This is a genomic window from Vibrio sp. VGrn 2 (assembly GCF_009361695.1).
Taxonomy (GTDB): domain Bacteria; phylum Pseudomonadota; class Gammaproteobacteria; order Enterobacterales; family Vibrionaceae; genus Vibrio; species Vibrio diabolicus.
The window spans coordinates 67,157-83,830 of sequence record NZ_RBWD01000013.1; the positions used below are offsets into that span (position 1 = coordinate 67,157).

The 16,674-nt window shown below is 44.5% G+C and carries 18 protein-coding genes; 6 read left to right on the forward strand and 12 right to left on the reverse strand.

Annotated features, from left to right (window positions below; all coding sequences use genetic code 11):
• Window positions 1–156 precede the first annotated feature (156 nt).
• The 4 genes from D8S93_RS19285 to D8S93_RS19300 all read left to right on the forward strand — a co-directional run bounded on the left by D8S93_RS19285 (window position 157) and on the right by D8S93_RS19300 (window position 3,765).
• Window positions 157–603 (forward strand): type III secretion system chaperone, encoded by a 447-nt coding sequence (locus D8S93_RS19285; RefSeq protein WP_031780449.1) that lies wholly within the window; start codon window positions 157–159, stop codon window positions 601–603.
• 10 nt (window positions 604–613) lie between these two features.
• Complete coding sequence (vopR, locus tag D8S93_RS19290; protein WP_005395139.1) at window positions 614–1,588, forward strand: type III secretion system effector VopR; 975 nt, start codon at window positions 614–616, stop codon at window positions 1,586–1,588.
• Window positions 1,589–1,818: 230 nt separating this feature from the next.
• Complete coding sequence (locus tag D8S93_RS19295) at window positions 1,819–2,277, forward strand: CesT family type III secretion system chaperone (protein WP_005395137.1); 459 nt, start codon at window positions 1,819–1,821, stop codon at window positions 2,275–2,277.
• 9 nt (window positions 2,278–2,286) lie between these two features.
• Complete coding sequence (locus D8S93_RS19300; RefSeq protein WP_104971775.1) at window positions 2,287–3,765, forward strand: cation transporter; 1,479 nt, start codon at window positions 2,287–2,289, stop codon at window positions 3,763–3,765.
• Between the two features lie 75 nt (window positions 3,766–3,840).
• Here D8S93_RS19300 and D8S93_RS19305 read toward each other — a convergent pair whose 3' ends face one another.
• The 3 genes from D8S93_RS19305 to D8S93_RS19315 all read right to left on the reverse strand — a co-directional run bounded on the left by D8S93_RS19305 (window position 3,841) and on the right by D8S93_RS19315 (window position 5,900).
• A complete protein-coding gene (locus tag D8S93_RS19305) occupies window positions 3,841–4,044 on the reverse strand; it encodes a hypothetical protein (protein ID WP_005395134.1) in 204 nt (67 codons plus the stop codon).
• Between the two features lie 596 nt (window positions 4,045–4,640).
• A complete protein-coding gene (locus D8S93_RS19310) occupies window positions 4,641–5,384 on the reverse strand; it encodes an SDR family NAD(P)-dependent oxidoreductase (RefSeq protein WP_109170228.1) in 744 nt (247 codons plus the stop codon).
• A gap of 63 nt (window positions 5,385–5,447) precedes the next feature.
• The gene (locus D8S93_RS19315) at window positions 5,448–5,900 is read right to left on the reverse strand and encodes a MarR family winged helix-turn-helix transcriptional regulator (RefSeq protein ID WP_005395130.1); all 453 of its coding nucleotides are present in this window, start codon (window positions 5,898–5,900) and stop codon (window positions 5,448–5,450) included.
• 447 nt (window positions 5,901–6,347) lie between these two features.
• Here D8S93_RS19315 and D8S93_RS19320 point away from each other — a divergent pair, with 447 nt between their 5' ends.
• On the forward strand, window positions 6,348–7,361 hold the full coding sequence (locus tag D8S93_RS19320) for an HlyD family secretion protein (RefSeq protein ID WP_104974067.1): 1,014 nt from the start codon (window positions 6,348–6,350) through the stop codon (window positions 7,359–7,361).
• A 5-nt stretch (window positions 7,362–7,366) separates the two neighbouring features.
• A complete protein-coding gene (locus D8S93_RS19325) occupies window positions 7,367–8,899 on the forward strand; it encodes an MFS transporter (RefSeq protein ID WP_152814904.1) in 1,533 nt (510 codons plus the stop codon).
• 51 nt (window positions 8,900–8,950) lie between these two features.
• On the opposite strand, the gene D8S93_RS19330 is transcribed toward D8S93_RS19325, so the two are convergent.
• The 9 genes from D8S93_RS19330 to vscN form a co-directional block, all read right to left on the reverse strand.
• Window positions 8,951–9,553, reverse strand: coding sequence for a TetR/AcrR family transcriptional regulator (locus D8S93_RS19330; RefSeq protein WP_047009923.1), 603 nt, complete (start codon window positions 9,551–9,553; stop codon window positions 8,951–8,953).
• Window positions 9,554–9,837: 284 nt separating this feature from the next.
• The gene (vscU, locus tag D8S93_RS19335; protein ID WP_152814908.1) at window positions 9,838–10,893 is read right to left on the reverse strand and encodes a SctU family type III secretion system export apparatus subunit VscU; all 1,056 of its coding nucleotides are present in this window, start codon (window positions 10,891–10,893) and stop codon (window positions 9,838–9,840) included.
• Between the two features lie 15 nt (window positions 10,894–10,908).
• Window positions 10,909–11,694, reverse strand: coding sequence for a type III secretion system export apparatus subunit SctT (gene sctT / locus D8S93_RS19340; protein ID WP_031780447.1), 786 nt, complete (start codon window positions 11,692–11,694; stop codon window positions 10,909–10,911).
• Window positions 11,691–11,957, reverse strand: a complete 267-nt coding sequence (gene vscS / locus D8S93_RS19345; RefSeq protein ID WP_152814910.1) for a SctS family type III secretion system export apparatus subunit VscS — start codon at window positions 11,955–11,957, stop codon at window positions 11,691–11,693. The genes sctT and vscS overlap by 4 nt, the downstream gene beginning before the upstream one ends.
• A gap of 13 nt (window positions 11,958–11,970) precedes the next feature.
• Window positions 11,971–12,621 (reverse strand): SctR family type III secretion system export apparatus subunit VscR, encoded by a 651-nt coding sequence (vscR, locus tag D8S93_RS19350; RefSeq protein WP_005377232.1) that lies wholly within the window; start codon window positions 12,619–12,621, stop codon window positions 11,971–11,973.
• Window positions 12,618–13,586 (reverse strand): type III secretion system cytoplasmic ring protein SctQ, encoded by a 969-nt coding sequence (gene sctQ / locus D8S93_RS19355; protein WP_152814913.1) that lies wholly within the window; start codon window positions 13,584–13,586, stop codon window positions 12,618–12,620. The genes vscR and sctQ overlap by 4 nt, the downstream gene beginning before the upstream one ends.
• Window positions 13,583–14,731: a type III secretion system needle length determinant gene (locus D8S93_RS19360; protein ID WP_152814915.1), complete on the reverse strand. Its 1,149-nt coding sequence runs from the start codon at window positions 14,729–14,731 to the stop codon at window positions 13,583–13,585. The genes sctQ and D8S93_RS19360 overlap by 4 nt, the downstream gene beginning before the upstream one ends.
• 9 nt (window positions 14,732–14,740) lie before the next feature.
• On the reverse strand, window positions 14,741–15,202 hold the full coding sequence (locus D8S93_RS19365) for a type III secretion protein (protein ID WP_152814918.1): 462 nt from the start codon (window positions 15,200–15,202) through the stop codon (window positions 14,741–14,743).
• Window positions 15,199–16,521, reverse strand: a complete 1,323-nt coding sequence (gene vscN, locus D8S93_RS19370; RefSeq protein ID WP_005395117.1) for a SctN family type III secretion system ATPase VscN — start codon at window positions 16,519–16,521, stop codon at window positions 15,199–15,201. Before vscN ends, D8S93_RS19365 begins: the two co-directional genes overlap by 4 nt.
• Window positions 16,522–16,674 lie beyond the last annotated feature (153 nt).

Consider the following 16,674-nt stretch of genomic DNA (forward strand, 5'->3'; position numbering starts at 1 on the left):
AAATTGAGACGTTTAAATAAAGCTCTTGTGTCTATCACGCCATAAAATCGCTCTTATCCTTATGAGCTTATTTAAATAAGCCGTTATACCCAAGTCGTCTCGCTGCATCATATATTTCGAGGCTACTTAGGTATATTAAATTAGACAGGACACAACATGGATACAGGAAAGATTAATATGCTTCTCTCTGAATTGGGAGAAGTGCTGAACCTTGAGCGCGTGACAGCGTATGACGATCAAATGTGGTCACTGCATTTTGCTGAAAATAACAGTGTCGATGTTCTGCTCGTGGAAGAAAAAGGCGAGTTGTTGATTTCTAAAAACCTGCATATAGAACAAGAGGATATTACGTTAGACAAACTTCAAGTTTTACTTGAATACAACTTCTTATATCGAGAAACCGGCGGTGTGCAGTTTTGCGTTAATCCAACTACTAAAGATGTGGTTCTTCAGGTTGCCATCGCGGCCGAGAGTGAACTCACCAACATTGCTAACTTGATGATTCAACTGAATGAGCTAGTGGATACTTGGGCTCAGCTATTTCAGAACAATACGGTTGTAGATTTTAGTCAAACAGACGTACACGCATTTATTCAGGTTTAAGGCATCAAACATGGTCAATATTAATACATCACACATGCATTCGTTGAGTCAGTTAACATCCCATTTGGCGACACAAAATCAAGCTGACGATAAAGAGGTTCGAGCGCACAATGGCAAAGATATTTTTGTTAAAGAAGGGGCCCCAAAAAATAAAAGCGTCAGCGCGCGTATTAGCCACCAGAATAAAGCGAAAGACATTGTGGTGAATCTGCTCACGAAGCAGGGCATTCCTAAAGATGTTGCGAAGCTGATGCTACAAAATGTGTTGAACGGTGAAAACAAGTTAACGCTCGGTAGTCTGAAAAATCTTGAGAGATTGTCGTCTGGTCCTAGCTCACATTGGCCAGCCGCACAAACGGCCTCTTCTTCTAAAGCGAATAAAACCTCATCGAGTGTAGCGCTGATCAACGAACATAAAACTAACCTTCAAAAGCTTGGTGATTTTGCCTGTACAGACTTAAATACATTTGGTGTAAAAGGTTCGCAGTTTTATGAAACCAAAGGAAAGCCTAGATTAGAAGCGCTTCACGCGAATCAAGCGCGAATCATGCAAGATCAACGAGCGACTATGTCCGCAAACGGAGTTCAAGCTGCAGCACAAAGAGGAACCGCACCGCAATTAAGCACTCTACAGAACATTGCTAAGGCAGTACAAAACGCGAAAGCCGGCTGCTGTACTACATTTGCCTTTGCTGCCGCTGCTGAGATGATTCAAGGCATGTCAGGCACACCTGAAGGTGAGCCTAAAGTCGAAGTGGTTGCGTTTAAAAAGGGTCATTCAGGTACACACCTTTATGTACTGGTTGGTCGACAAGAGGGGAGTGATATTAAAGATCCCTCAACATGGAGTAAGGATGTGAAAATTGTTGATCCTTGGGCCACATCCGCATTCGGTGCACCAATGTTTGGAGATGCGCAACGACCACCTGTTTCGAATATGTTCCCGCCAACAGAAGTCATTTTTGATAGTCATAAACTGGGTTAGTCGCTCTGCAAAAGAAGTAAGCAAACACATAATGCTAATCAGCTAACCTTGATTAAAAGAGCAGCCCTGAGCTGCTCTTTTTGATTACTCTGGCAACTCGTTTTTAGAGCGAGATTTCTGCGGAAAACCTCACAATGAAGGCGAAAAAGTGACAAAAATAAAGCCATTACCGACATCGTTCAATCTGCAATCGTTGTTCAATAGAGTTATTGAAACAAAAGGAAAAAGTTATGAACACGATTCAACAACTGCTCTTGGAGTTTTGCCAACTCAATGAGTTACCTGAACTGAATTTTGAAGACAATGAACGTTGTCAGCTACTGGTCGACGACCGCTACATGCTGTATTTCATCGCGACAGATACGGATGACTTAATGTTGTCCGTGACGTTCGGAGGATTAGAAAAGTCCGGCGAACAAAGACTAAAAGGTTTAGAGCTTCTTGCTCATGCTAATTATCAGGGCATCGGTAGTGGCAGCCTTGCACTTGCTTTAGCCCCAAATGGTCGACAGCTTGTCTTAGCGGGACGTAAACCAGTTGAGCACCTAAACACGACGAATCTTACTGCTTGGTTTCATGAGGTTATTGAACAGACTGAACTGTGGCAAGCGCGTTTTGCAATGTTGGATCAAGCGATTCCAACCACCCCTAATCATGAACAAGCTCATGTTCAATCACTTCGTGTGTAGGAGAGAAAAATGGTCAATACAACGCAAAAAATCAGCCAAAGCCCAGTACCTGATCTAGAACAGTTTCGTGCAGTCGCTGCGCAAAAAGATGACCGAGTGATCAGTAAAAGAGGTGAGGTAAAAGAACCTTCAACGTTCCACAAAGGTCACAAGTTTGCTTCTATCCACGAAGGCGTGTTGAGAAGCAAATACACTAAGTTTTTCCAAGAAAACATCAAAACTCACCTTGATTTGAAACAGGCGCTACTTAAACAAGAAAAGCCTGAGGTTGCCTTGCTAGCTTACTCATTAGTTAGCCCTTCTGGTTATCGCGGTGAGCCGCTTACTGAGCGCAAAATCTTAGAAGTTGTCAGCTTGTTGGATGAGGTCAAGGTGAGCAGCGATACGTACCAGCAGCTTAAAAATACGTTTGATGCGATCAGCAAAGATCCGCGTATGCAGGTGAGTTTAGAGGCTCAGTACCCGGGGAAAATGGATGGTTTTGGTGCCGAACTGTTACAGATGGGCAAAGAAAAACTGAAAGGTTCTGGCGTTAATGCTGTCATCAACCTAGCTTTGCCTGGCGTAGGGCTATTAATTTCAACAGGGCGTGAGCTGCACAAAGCGGCAGTCAATGGCGATGCTGAAGCTTACCACCATCAGCTGGAGCAAATTTCGCAGCTTCCAGGGCGAGACCAACGTCTCTCTATGCCGATGCAACAAACATTGGCTCAAGGTCATGCAATGTTATCAGCTGAAGGTGCAGTTGGGGCAACATTGGGCATGGCGACAGGGAGCTTGGGTACTTTTGGTGTGAGCTCCGTAGCGACAGCGGGTGTTACGCCGATAGCAAAAGAAGCCATTGGTTCGGCTGCCACGACTGGCATTATCAGTGGTGGTGGCTTTGTTGCGAACCAAGCTGGAGCATACGGGTTAAATACGGAAGTCAAAGAGCAACTCATGCAAGGTGAGATGTCTGGTGTCTTACCAAGGCTTGAAGTTTCTAATGCCAAAGGAGATTTTACCTTCAGCATGCAAGATCCAGCTTCTGTACGCGCATTAATGGCGTACCTTGGCCCTAAAGAGAACACGGCGATGACATCACCTCAAGCGCCTAAAGAAGCACAAGAGATGGAAGCTGCTCGCTTAACGTTGAAAAAGATGTTGGGCTCAGAGCCAAGTGAACACTTAGTCCCTGACGTTGATTCTATCTTGAAGCTAAGTCCAGAAGATGCGCCAAGCAAAACTGAGGCAACTGCTCATAGTGCGTTTAAAAAGCTGCTGGGCGAAGATTGGGATTGGCTCATGCCTGCGGTTCGAGCGATCGATAAAGGTGAGGCGAGTCAAATCAATGAAAAGTTGACTTACAAACTGCCACTTGATGCCGAAAATGGACGAGTATACCTTGATAAATGCCCAAACCTGAGTGACGCTCAGTTGGATGCATTAGATAAACTGGGCTCACCAAGTCAATTGCGACTGATGTACTTAGCGGAAGGTTGGGTTTAATTGAAAGTAAGGGAGCATCTGCTCCCTTACCGTATATTGTGTTTTGCCGGGTGTTTATCTAGGCGTTAAACTGGCCTACTGATTTCGCTTGAAAAAGCGCTCGGCATTAGCAAATAGAGATTCACAGTGCTTTTTCTGCTTGTCGTAGTCAGCCGAACCTTCTGGCATTGCGTCTAATACTTCTTTTGCGCTGTGGTATTCTTTTACCATCAACTCAAATTTATCTTCATAATTGCTTTTTTTATTCTTTTTTTGAAAGCTGTCTCGTTTTTTTCTCATTTTTATTCCTCTAGAGCGTGTTTATTAAAGGTCAATCTAATTAACCTCTACTTTTATAGGAATAACGAAGTCAAAATGGTTTAAATTAAGTCTAAATATTCCATTGTCATCGCGCTGATTAATATATTTCACCGCTAATGACTATTCCTAAATAGTGATGATATATACACGAAGTGGCTATGCGCGTTATGTCTTATTTTGACGCTTACTGATTGTTTTTATAAGGTTAAATTCCTTATAAACCTATCGATGTAAAGACAGCGCGTTGTGATAACCATGCTAAGAGAGCTAACTCTCGCTCGTATTTAAATCAAAACTGAGGCTATTTAATGGAAGATAAAGAATAAGTTGCTACAGGAGTTGAGTAACGAAATGACTCGAAAGAAAACTAAGAAGAGACTCGAACTAAATATTTCATCAATAGCTCACGGTTAGGAGCTGAGCTCACTATACACCGATTATAAGAAATAGATAGGACTTTCTATTTTTCTTCAGACAAAACTGCCCATGAAGGAAGCTTGCGCGTTGCAAAGCAATACCTAAAGCTACAAAGGCATGCGTACATGCCTTTGTATGTGTGCGAGGCACAAATGGCGCTATGGTAGGTAGGCGCCGCCACATACTGGATTGTATGTGCCCGTGATATGTCCGCTTTTTTCACTTGCCAAGTAGCTCACGGTGTTTGCTACGTCTTCAGGTGTGGCAATTTTCTGCGTTGGTGTGAACATTCGAATGGTTTCTTTAAACTCTTCAGGAGCACCTTTTGTTGCGTCTGTTTCTACAAGGCCCGGAGCAACGACATTAGACGTAATCCCGAAAGGACCAAGTTCTTGAGCGAGGTATTTACTAAAGCTATCAAGTGCACCTTTTGCACTACCATGAGCAATAAAGCTTGGTGCAGGGGCTTCTGATAAGGTGCTAGAGATAAAAATTAAGCGACCAAACTGGTTGGCTTTCATGTTTTCTACCGCCAATTTTGCCGTTTGATATGCAGCGTGCATTTCGTCATTGAGCTTTTGTGCAAACTCTTCCCACGACTGCTCAGTGAAAGGTTTAGCGGTAAAGCTCATGTTTGCGTTTGAGACAAGAACATCAACGCCACCATGTTCATTTGCGATGCTGTCGAACATTCCTTGTATTTGTGCGTCATCTCGAACGTCAGCTTTTAAAGTGTACGCCTCACCACCGGCGTTTTGAATTTCTTGAGCTAACGCTTCCGCGACCGCAGTACTATTTACGTAGTTGATAAAAACTCGGTAACCATCTGCAGCGAGTGCTTTTGCTGTTGCTGCACCAATTCCACGAGCGCCACCTGTAATTAAAGCATTGCGTTTTGTCATCGTATTTCTCCAAGGTTGAGCCTGACTGTTAAACCAGCTTCTGTCGCAACGTACGCTGATAAGTTAAATTTGTCCGTTAAGCTTGCGTAAGTTCGCTACCACGCTAGAAAGTTGCTGTTTGCTGTTGTCTAGGTCGGCATCAGCAAGATTCTGTTGGGCTTCTTGCAGTACTAGCGAAGCGATATTTGCACATGTATCAACGGTGTCTAAAGATTTTTCTGTTAGCACGACTAACTTGCTTCGACTATCCGTTGGCGAAGGTTTCCTCTCTGTCCAACCGCGCTTTTCAAGCCCATCAATTGAGCGACTGACGCTCGATTTTTCTAAGTACAACAGTTCACAAATCTGACTTTGAGAAAGAGCACCGTTGTTTCGCAACAGCAACACGACACCCCATTGTTCTGCTGTCATATCAATACCAGCATCTTTGAAACGGGTAGTGAGTAATCGGTTAAACAGACGACTAGCAAGCCCCGTAAGGTGACCGAGAGACTGATGATGGTTGTATTGGGACATGGAAAATTTCACCAAATAACATGAACGAACAATATGGTTGTATACACAACTATATTGGGCGATGTCAAATTCGTTTGAAGAAAATGCTACTAGCTTGTGCTTATCGTTGGGTTGATGTGTCAGATTGAGGTGCTAATGAAAATTGGTGAGGTAGCTTCGAAAACTTCGGCCAGTCAAATGTTTGCGACTGATGCGCCGAGTTGGGGAGCAAGCTTCAATAAAGGTAGGGGAGTTGCAGTCCTCTCTTTATTTATTCAGTTTAAATGTGTTTTTTTATTTACATTACAAATGGTTAGATTTTAATTCTTTTCATTCGAAACACACTTCTCAAGAAGTTCATGATAAATCAATGAGATTGATCTTTTTGATTGGCAATGATCAAATGTGTCTTTACTAAAACTGTACGGTACAGTACAGTTTGTGAAAATCATAAAATGGGTTTCAAACATGAAGAAGAAAGTTATCGCCTTGTCGCTTGTTGTTGGTTCGTTATTTGCTGCTGGCTGTGCCTTATACCAGCCGAATACTGTAATGACGGATAACGCATATGTTCATTCAGACGTTACGGCCATTTCACCTGAGGTTGGGGGGCAAGTAAGCGAAATCTTTGTCAAAGATAACCAGTGGGTAAGAGAAGGAACTCCTTTGTTTGTCATTGATGATGAAGACTTTATTGCCAACCAAGAAATTGCTCGAGCAGCACTAGATGTTGCGAAATCTGAGCTTACTGCAAATCAAATCAAAACGGATATGCAGTTAATGAAAATTGAGCAGGCGAAGCAAGGTATTCGCCGCGCGAGTGCAAATGCCGAACACCAAGCGGCGGAGTTTCAACGTCTTTCTCGTTTGGTACAAAAGCAATCTGTGAGCAAAAATCAGTTTGAAGCACAAAAAACGCGATCTATTGAAGCAAGCAGTAATCTTGAAACCGCTAAATTGGGCTTAGCTGCTGAGCAAAAACAGCTCGACACATTGATGACTGAGAAGTTGCAACTGACAGCACAGCGTAAAAAAGCAGAAGCAAACTTACGACTGGCTAATATTTCACTGGAAAGAACCACGGTGCGTGCACCATTCGATGGCTATGTGGCAGATAGACAAGTGCAAGTCGGCAAGTTTGTACAACCAGGAATGGGGCTCATCGTGATGGTGCCAGATTATGTTTGGATAGAGGCAAACTTTAAAGAAACACAACTTGAGAACGTTGTGCCTGGGCAAGAGGTTGAAGTAGTATTGGATATGTTTCCAAACCATCCATTGCATGGCCGTGTTTCTTCGATAACCCCGGCGACTGGTGCACAGTTTAGTTTATTGCCACCTCAAAATGCGACAGGCAATTTCGTAAAAGTAGTACAACGTGTACCAGTACGTATTGAGCTAGAGATCCCTCAAGAGTTGAGTCAACGAGTCTATCCGGGGTTGTCTGCAGAAGTAACGATCGAGACCGCGGCACAAGGTTAACTGCAATGGAAAAACGTTCACCGCTGCTGATTTTGACGCTTTTTGCGATTGCTGCTTTTGGTATTAACTCCGTGATGTTTACCGAGTTATCGTATGAGATGGCGGCAACGTCAGGCTTATCTGTCGATGAAGTCGCTCTGGTTAAAGTCGGCTTTATGATTACCCAGGTATTAGGTTTTATATTCACACCAATATTGGTGCGTAGATTGGGTACGTTAATTCTCTTACATGCCATTTTATTGGTAGGTCTAGCGAGCAATCTTGTACTTTACTGGGGCGGACAGCAAGAACTGGTGTTCACTCTGACTTGGCTCTCGAGTGGCTTTTTTATGAGCATGTTAATGGTGGTATTAAACCTTTACTTGCTCCACTTCTTTGAACAGCGTTGGCTACCTGCCATTATTGCTTTAACGCTAGTATTTTCAACCTTGCTACCGATCGGCGCTTACCCTTGGGTAGTGGCCAATATTGTCGAAATCTTTGATTGGTCACTGTTGTGTGTCGTGTCGGCTTGGCTGTACTTCTCTGCCTTGGTAATTGCATGCATCTACAATCCTAAGTCGATTCAAATCGAGGCCGAAGCCAAGTCGGGCTGTTGGTTTTATTTAGTTTTTGCCCTGACAATAAGTATCGTTGTATTTCTATTGATGAGAGGCAGTTATTACAACTGGTTTGACTCGGAAAGGTTTGGTAAAGCCTCTTCGATTGCCGCGGCTCTGACTTTATTAGTGGTGTATTACTTTGTGAAAACCAGTCCTTTGAATACAGCATCAATACAGCTGCATAGTAAGTTGAAAACTAATGTTTTTATGTACAACGCTTTTTTGGCAGGTTTTGCTGTTATGGCGAGCAATGTGTTGTTTACTAGCTTTTTGAAAATGGCGTTGCAGTACAACAACCTTAATGCTGGATATGCCCAATTGCCGGCATTTTATGCCATGCTAGGTGGTATGCTAGTCAGTGTGCTGGTGTATTACTTCCGCCGGCCATTAGCGGATGCAGTCGTCCCGTTTGGTGTGGTGATGATTATACTTTCGGTACATAAGTTTAGTCAGTTACCTAGCTTTGCTGGTACGGAATCTTTGTCCGTTCCGATGATGTTGCGTGGGTTTGGTGTCGGCTTATTGAATGTGTCTGTGACCATTGCAGTCTTGATGTACTTCCAGGTCGGGCAGCGTTTAGAAGGCATCGCCAATTTCTACCTCTTTCGTACCATTGGTGGTGTGATCGCTGGTGCCGTGTTCTCACGGGTAATGCAAAGCCATAGTGCACAAGCTGCTGGAGAGATTGGCCGAACGATAGATGATGTGAATCATGCTTTTGGTGCTTATAAAAATGCGTTGAGCAGTACGATTCTGACTCATGGACACTTGCCAAATTCGGCATTAGGAATGAGCCAAATTAGTTCTGTTGTCAAAGAACAGGCGACCACTCTCGCACTGAGTAATTCATTATTGATGTTTATTATCTCGGTCTTTGCTCTCGCGCCAATCTTAATAATCGGTAAAAAACTGGCGGCGAAGCGAGAGATTCACTAAGCCATAGAAACAACAAGGGAGCGATGATGATCCCTTTTATATTCAGTGAGTTTACCTTTGGTATAGATTTAGGAAGGCGGTGACCGCTTTTTTCGTATGTGCATCTAACTCTTCATCTGTCGGAAAATCGAAGCCAATTAGTGCCATGTTCTGGTAATCAAGTTTAATTAATGCAAGTAGTTGCTCACAAGCGAGGTCGGCATTTTCAACATCGAGTTGTGAGCTGACAGTTTCACTCTTTAAAAAGTCGATGAGGTATTGATGAATGCGATGCGGCCCTGTCTGCCAGAATTGATTTGGTACGGAATCATGTTTGTTGAAGTCAGCCGAAACGATCCGATAAAGTGATAGCATAGGATTGGAGCATACACCTTTTAGGTACTTCTTGGCGAAGTCATTCAATGTTTCTTGTAAAGGCTCCGATTGCTTGTCGGCAAGCTGGAAGACGGACTCTAAGCTGGTTTTGGTATTGTATGCTAAAACTTCAACAAATAACCCTTCTTTGTTCGAAAAATAGCGATATAACGTCTGCTTTGAGCCTCCACAAATCGCGACGATTTGATCGAGTGATGTGTCTTTGTAACCTTGTTTTATAAAAAGGTCAGTGGCAACTTTGATGATTCGAGTTCGTTTCTTTTCGGTAGATATGCGCATAAATAAATCAACCCAAGCAAAAATCCACCTTTGTTGTGGCTGGCGTGGTTTATTACCGAGCTTTAGGTGGTTTAGAGGTGAAAGTAAAACTGTCCAGTACAGTACCACTATTGACGTTAGTAAACACGACTTTTCATGAACCAAGTGCTTCATTGAGACAAGCAAAAGTAGGCAAATTCGATATGCTGAAACCTATAGCGAAGGATGACATATTTAAAAATATCATTACGTATAGAAAAGTGATAACCGTTCTTCGTACGATAGCCTTTACTCTCGAAATCATGTTAGTTCAGCGCCTTATCCGACTCCAATGATGCCAACCAACGAAGCACTTCAGCGGTTGCTTCAATAAGATCACTTGGGATGTACTGGTCGACGTTGCCGTCCGCGTATAGTGCGCGAGCAAGAGGGACTTTTTGCATCACAGGAACGCCTTCCTCTTTAGCGATTGCGATCATACGTTTGGCTACCGAATCGGTTTCCATCAAGGTAATGACGGGCAGGGGCGTTTCGCCTTTCTTGTAATAAAGGCCAACCGCGATATGTGTTGGGTTTGTAACTAATACATTAGAACGTTTAACGTTTTCGCGTTGATTGGAGGCTTGTAGCTCTTGGTGCAACTGACGACGTTTGCTTTTTATTTCTGGACTGCCTTCCATCTCTTTGTATTCGCGTTTCACTTCGTCCTTGCTCATTTTGAGCTTTTTCGTGTGATCAAATTTCTGGTACGCAAAATCTGCGGCAGCGATAACGATGAAGCCTACCGAAGAGATAATCATTAATTGTTTAATCATGACGCCAGTAATGGTCGGGACACATTCTAGCCCACAAGTTGGAATTTGCATTAAAGCGTTGATGTTACCGCGTAATGTCACCCAGATAATGCAGGAAAGAAGAGAGACTTTAAGGATCGACTTGATAAACTCAATCACACTCTTGAGGGAAAAAATGCGTTTGGCACCTTCGACGGGATTGATCTTTTTGATGTCGGGTTTAACGGATTCACCACTAAATAGGAATCCGAACTGCCCCATATTGGAAAAGATGGCGACGAGTGCAGCAACCAGAATAATCGGGGCGAGTAGATAGGCAATTTCTTTTGCGATGGCAATAGCGACATCGACTAGCGCATCTTGGAAGCCCTGATAAGCAAGCTTACTTGGTAGGAGAATAAGCGCTGAGATGTGCGACATGTAATAATCGGCGAACGCAAACAGTACAATTATGAGCGCCAAAATTAATGCAGACGATACGATTTCTTGGCTTTTGGCTACCTGACCTTTCTGCCTGGCATCGCGTAACTTTTTTGCGGTGGGTTGCTCTGTTTTTTCTGCGCTCATAAAGAATCCTAAGCGTTATTGCCAAATGGTATTGAGTTGTTCTGCGAATCGGGTAATGCCATAAAATTGCACTTCAAAGTGATCCATCATTAGCCCGAGATACACGATCAGTAAAACACTCGCGATGGCACTTTTTATTGGCATGGCAAGGAAAAAAACATTCAATTGCGGTGCAAAACGACTGATAAGCGCCAGACCAAACTCAGCAAGAAACATTGCCAACACTAATGGAGCGGACATCAACACACCAAGCCACATAAGCTGTTCAAATTGAGCGTAGAAGAAGCTTACCCATGCATCGCTAACGGTTGGGAAAAAGTCCACGATCGGCCAAGATGTGTAGCTTTTGAATAACGCGTAGATAAAAGTGACAAAGCCCCCGCCAGAGAAGAACAGGGTAATCAACGTTTGGGTCAGCAACACTGCGGTTGGCGTCGATTGCGAGCCTAGCGTTGGATTAAACATACTTGCCATGGCAGCACCACGTTGGTTATCGACCAGAAATCCGGCCGCTTCTATTGCCCAAAAGGGAATAGCTGCAACAAACCCGATCAATAGCCCAATTAATACCTCTTTACCCAAAATCACTATCAGCCAAATACCGTCGGTTTCTGCGGGCAAGCTTTGCTGATTAATCATCGGAAATATAAACAGTGCGAGTGAGCAAAGCACACCATTTCTCACCATGGTGCCGCCTAGCATTTGCTTGCTCAAAATAGGCAAAAAGATGAAGCATGCCATTAACCGAGGTAACGTCAGGCTATACAAAAATAAAGCCTGGTGTAAGTCGTGATAACTCATCGTATTTGAGGAATTTTATCCATGGCAAGCGAGGCGAAGGCGTGGAGCTCTGCCCCTAACCACTGTGTTGTGATGAACAGCGTAATAATGACCGCGATAAGCTTGACCACAAACCCCAACGTTTGTTCTTGGACCTGAGTTAACGCCTGAATAAGCGACACCAATGTACCAACCAACGCTGCGACTAAAATCGGCGGTAACGACAAGTACAAAACTAGGGTTAATGCTTGAGTCGTGAAATGAATGATTTCTGCAGAATGCATACTTTCTCCGTGATTAACCGTAACTCAGCACTAAGCCGTGAGTGAGTTTCGTCCAGCCGTCAAGCAAGACAAAGAGTAACAATTTGAAGGGGAGGGAAATCGTCATTGGCGATACCATCATCATGCCCATGGCGAGCAAGATATTCGATACAATTAGGTCGATAGCGATGAACGGTAAGTACAATAGAAAGCCAATTTCAAAAGCACGGGTAAGCTCACTGACCGTAAACGCTGGCAGCAACAGCAACAAGCTATCTGACTCTAAACGGTCCACGTACTTTTGAGGCCATAATGTGCGCGCAGCATCGGTAAAGAATATGGCTTCGGTTTCCCGAATATGTTTTTTCAAAAACTCTCGATAAGGCTGTAAACCGCTTTCAATGAGGCCTTCTACACTTGCAGAATCTTCGAGGGAGATATCATGCTGCTTTACGTAGTCGTAGGTTTCAAAACCGACGGGAGCCATGATGAAAATAGACAAAATGATCGCCAATCCGTACAGCGCCATGTTCGGTGGAATTTGCTGTACACCGAGAGCGTTACGCAGCAGTGAGAATACAACGGCGAGTTTTACAAACGACGTCGCCATCATCGCGATAAATGGGATCAGTGCCAGCAGTGCTAAGCTGACAATGAGATTGAGCTCGTCAGGTAACTGGATCATGCTGGCTCCTGCGTGCCACCAAACAGTTCCAGTACGCGCACACCTAAATGCTCATTAACATTGACCAGTTCACACTCACCGACGATTTTGCCGTTGGCACGCAATGTTACCGGCTTAGATACAGGTTGGTTTAGCTCGAATACGTACCCAGGCTGAAGCTGGTTAAGCTGTTCTAGAGTGATGGTTTGATGGCCGATATCAAACGTGAGTTCCACGGGCAGTTGCTGGTGGTCGGTTAACATTTCTGAAGTGTTTACGTCATTCATATTGGTTTCTTTTTCAATAATGTGAAGAATTTGGTCATCCAGTTGGCAGCGCCAGAGATTCTGGTTAGATACTTGAAAAATGGCTTGTTGTTGGGCGATATAACAATCGTCAAAAAAGATCACATCTCCCAGTTCGAGCGAATTAAATTCGCTTAACATTAAATGGGTCTTTCCAAGATTTAACCACACAGGTAAAACGAGATGTCGCGCCTGAAGAGAAGCGCTGTTTGGTAGCGCATCCAACAGCACGTTTGCTCCTTCGCTAACCCACAAACAAAGAGAGCCGTTAGGTTTATTGAGGGTTAACATCAAGGTATGCTCTTGAACTTGGCTCGACTCTAACGGTTGTAACTGGCTAAGAATGGGCAACTGACCAAATAGTGCTTTAAATGCCTCACTATGCGGTTCAATCTGAGAACTCAAAAGTGCTAACTGGAGGGAGTTAGGCAGCGACTCAAACGCAGTAGCATTCAGAGTAGACTCAAGCCATTTCTGGAGTTGCGCACGACAAAAATCCACTTGGATCGTTTGCCCTCCAATCAACGTGGTTAAACGGAATCCTTCAAATGAAGGGATTTGAGAAACAGTAATCGATACGCTCTGACCATCAGCCCCTTGGAAATGGCATTGCTTTGCACAAAGTTGATTACTGAGCGCAATACTGTCTGAATCGACTTTGGGTATCGTTAACGGCGTCATAGGTCATTCTCCGCTTGCCATTCTTCATACACGCTACGTTTCTGGCGTGAGTGTTGTTGTTCATTCTGTTGTTGATCGAACTGCTGAGTTTGTTCGCTGATCGCTAGACGAAGTGGCTGATCACCGCCAAATCGGTTTAGGCGTTCGGCAAGATCTTGTCTAGCTTGCTGGCTAATAATGGAAAGGGCATGCTCTTGTCGAATCGTCACGCTATAACCTTGCGCGTCCAACTTGATGTGGATTTCGCCACCTTTTAATTGTCCTTCACTCAAAAACAGCCGAACCTCTTTGTTGTCCGATGCGGTTGGCAGCGAAACATAGATTTTGTCCACCAGTTGTTGGAGTAACGTGTTTACTTCTCGAGCAGGGGCCGGCTGAGCCTGTGAAGCGACACTCTTTAAAATGACATCGCCTTGTGTTGCCGCGCTCGCAAGGTGTTGAGGTTCTGCTTTTTCGTCATCCGCTTTAACGGCCACTAGTGCGCTTTTCGTCTCGACTTTCTCAAGCGATTTAGTTTCAGAACGACTATCGGTTTTATCTGTTAGTTTGCCTTTGTCTTGTAGTCGCTGCGTTGCACGCTTATTGTGTGTCGTGTCGGTTAGTTTCGTCGTGAAGTTAGCATTGTTAATTGCATCTTGAACGAGCGATTTCTCCATGGTCTTTATAGGGAGAGAACCGTCGAGAGAAGCTTGTGCTTGAGAATGGGGGCCAACGCGCTCAATCGAGGATGAGCTTGGAGCCTGATCGCTCTCAAGTGTCTTATCTTTCTCATGCAATTTACTGTTTTCAATCAGGCTTTCTTCGCGATTTAGTGAAGAGCTTTCGTGCTTCTCTACATTATTTTTGGTCACAGTGTCACTTTTGTCTTTTAATGTGGCGGTATTTCTATAAGTGCTGGCTTCTTGGTTAGAAAGTTTCGATTGTTTGTCTAGGCTTTGAGATGCTTCATGTCTTAACGGAAGGCTCTCGTCTCTGCTCTGAGTGTCTTTTTTGCTCGCAACGGTAGATTCTTCTTCCTTGCTAGATTTCTCCGTCATTGCACGCTCGAACTGTGATTGAAGCTCAACCTCTCGTTCCAGGGGCTTTTTTTCTGGCGTTGATTTGTACAGCGTATTCGGTGTTTCTTCTGTTGGAGTAATGCGCATAATGAACCTTTAGATAATATCGACAGTGCGAAACTCTTCTTGTTCGAGTTCTTCTTGGTATTGTCTTTCTCGCGACTGTTCCGCGAGTTCTTGTTGTTGCAACTGAACGAATTTTTCTTTGGTTTTATGGGCTTGCCGTGCCTCTTTTTGTTTTTCTTTAAGTACCGAGCGTTCGTGCTCAAGCGCTTTTTTTGCTTCGGCAACGCGCTGTTTAAGCTCGGCTTCTCGCTCTCTCAACAACGCGATTTCTTGTCTCAATGTTTCCAACTCTTTGAGAACGAGTGTTTGTTGCTTTGCTTTGGCAAAACGTCGTTCTTCTTCTTCCTGACGCCAAACGTGATAGTCCTCGACGGAACGTTCGGCCTTTTGAACCTGTGCTGCTGAATTTGATACTCGGTATTCTTGGCGCTTAACGGCTTTATCCGCACGTTCAGCTCGAATTTGTTTGATTTCTAATAACCGTTCGATCATTGGTTCGCCATCCCTTTTAGTTGAGCGATAGCACCATCAAGATCACTTGGCTCATGCGTTCCTTGACGTAAAAAGGCGCGTATATCATCACTTTGTGCAATCGCCATATCTGCTCGGCTATCTGCCCCATGCTGGTACTCGCCAATTTTTATCAGTAGCTCAACTTCTTCGTACTTGGCTAACATTTCGCGAAGGTGAGCAGCAGACGCCTGATGATCAGGTTCAACGATTTGATTCATCACGCGGCTTGCTGATCGGAGTACATCAATGGCGGGATAATGGTTCATTGCCGCAAGTTTGCGCGAGAGAATGATGTGCCCATCTAAAATGGAGCGAGTTTCATCGGCGACAGGTTCTGTCATGTCGTCGCCTTCAACCAACACGGTGTACAGCGCTGTAATTGACCCTTTGTCAGATTGACCGGCTCGTTCCATCAGCTTTGGCAAAGCGGCAAAAACGGAAGGCGGATAGCCGCGTCGTGTTGGTGGCTCGCCTGCGGCTAGTCCAATTTCTCTCTGCGCGCGGGCGAAACGCGTTACAGAATCCATCAGCAGTAACACGCGTTTACCTTGGTCACGAAAATATTCAGCAATAGAAGTGGCAACAAAAGCGGCTTTGGCACGTTCCATGGCCGGGCGATCGGATGTCGCGACCACTAAAACCGATTTGGCCATTCCTTCTTCGCCCAGGTCATGCTCAATAAACTCGCGCACTTCGCGTCCGCGTTCACCAATCAAGGCGAGAACTGTCACGTCAACGTCTGCGGATCGAATCAGTTTTGCGAGGAGGGTACTTTTACCACCGCCAGCCGCTGCAAAAATGCCCATGCGCTGACCTTCACCACAGGTCAGTAGTCCATCAATGGATCGAACCCCAAGAGAGATTGGCTTTTCAATCAGTTTACGTTGCATTGGTGGTGGCGCATCGCGATAAACCGGATACCAAGCACTTGGTTCCTGGCTTTGCGTACCATCGAAAGGACGCCCAAGCCCATCAAGCGTTGTACCTAACAGGTGATCGCCAACACCGACTTCATGCATTTTTCCCATTGGGCTAACTTCTGTATTTGAGGAAATCCCAAACATGTTTCCTAACGGTGTGAGCAGAGCGTGATGCTGTTGAAAGCCAACGACTTCCGCTAATAAAGACAGAGTTTGATCAGGATTACGCAACTCACACAGCTCACCAACACGAACGCCGGGGACAACGGCCTTGATGATGGTGCCGGTTACTTGCGTAACGCGCCCGCGAATTTGGATCAGACGAGTTTGCCTGATCGCAGATTGTTGGATATCAGTGATGTATGAGAAATCGTTCAAGGTAAAAATATGCGCAATGATTGATGTTGGGAGGATAGAAAGGATGAGGGGGTATTTATAGTGAATATCAGTCGGGAGTTTTTAGAAAACTGAAAACGCACTAAAAAAACACGTCTGATTTTGACAGCTTCGAGAAAGCGCACTTCCTATAAT

Coding starts and splice junctions, on each gene's coding strand:
- D8S93_RS19285 (WP_031780449.1), top strand. CDS start 157: ATGGATACAGGAAAGATTAATATGCTTCTCTCTGAATTGGGAGAAGTG.
- vopR (WP_005395139.1), top strand. CDS start 614: ATGGTCAATATTAATACATCACACATGCATTCGTTGAGTCAGTTAACA.
- D8S93_RS19295 (WP_005395137.1), top strand. CDS start 1,819: ATGAACACGATTCAACAACTGCTCTTGGAGTTTTGCCAACTCAATGAG.
- D8S93_RS19300 (WP_104971775.1), top strand. CDS start 2,287: ATGGTCAATACAACGCAAAAAATCAGCCAAAGCCCAGTACCTGATCTA.
- D8S93_RS19305 (WP_005395134.1), bottom strand. CDS start 4,044: ATGAGAAAAAAACGAGACAGCTTTCAAAAAAAGAATAAAAAAAGCAAT.
- D8S93_RS19310 (WP_109170228.1), bottom strand. CDS start 5,384: ATGACAAAACGCAATGCTTTAATTACAGGTGGCGCTCGTGGAATTGGT.
- D8S93_RS19315 (WP_005395130.1), bottom strand. CDS start 5,900: ATGTCCCAATACAACCATCATCAGTCTCTCGGTCACCTTACGGGGCTT.
- D8S93_RS19320 (WP_104974067.1), top strand. CDS start 6,348: ATGAAGAAGAAAGTTATCGCCTTGTCGCTTGTTGTTGGTTCGTTATTT.
- D8S93_RS19325 (WP_152814904.1), top strand. CDS start 7,367: ATGGAAAAACGTTCACCGCTGCTGATTTTGACGCTTTTTGCGATTGCT.
- D8S93_RS19330 (WP_047009923.1), bottom strand. CDS start 9,553: ATGCGCATATCTACCGAAAAGAAACGAACTCGAATCATCAAAGTTGCC.
- vscU (WP_152814908.1), bottom strand. CDS start 10,893: ATGAGCGCAGAAAAAACAGAGCAACCCACCGCAAAAAAGTTACGCGAT.
- sctT (WP_031780447.1), bottom strand. CDS start 11,694: ATGAGTTATCACGACTTACACCAGGCTTTATTTTTGTATAGCCTGACG.
- vscS (WP_152814910.1), bottom strand. CDS start 11,957: ATGCATTCTGCAGAAATCATTCATTTCACGACTCAAGCATTAACCCTA.
- vscR (WP_005377232.1), bottom strand. CDS start 12,621: ATGATCCAGTTACCTGACGAGCTCAATCTCATTGTCAGCTTAGCACTG.
- sctQ (WP_152814913.1), bottom strand. CDS start 13,586: ATGACGCCGTTAACGATACCCAAAGTCGATTCAGACAGTATTGCGCTC.
- D8S93_RS19360 (WP_152814915.1), bottom strand. CDS start 14,731: ATGCGCATTACTCCAACAGAAGAAACACCGAATACGCTGTACAAATCA.
- D8S93_RS19365 (WP_152814918.1), bottom strand. CDS start 15,202: ATGATCGAACGGTTATTAGAAATCAAACAAATTCGAGCTGAACGTGCG.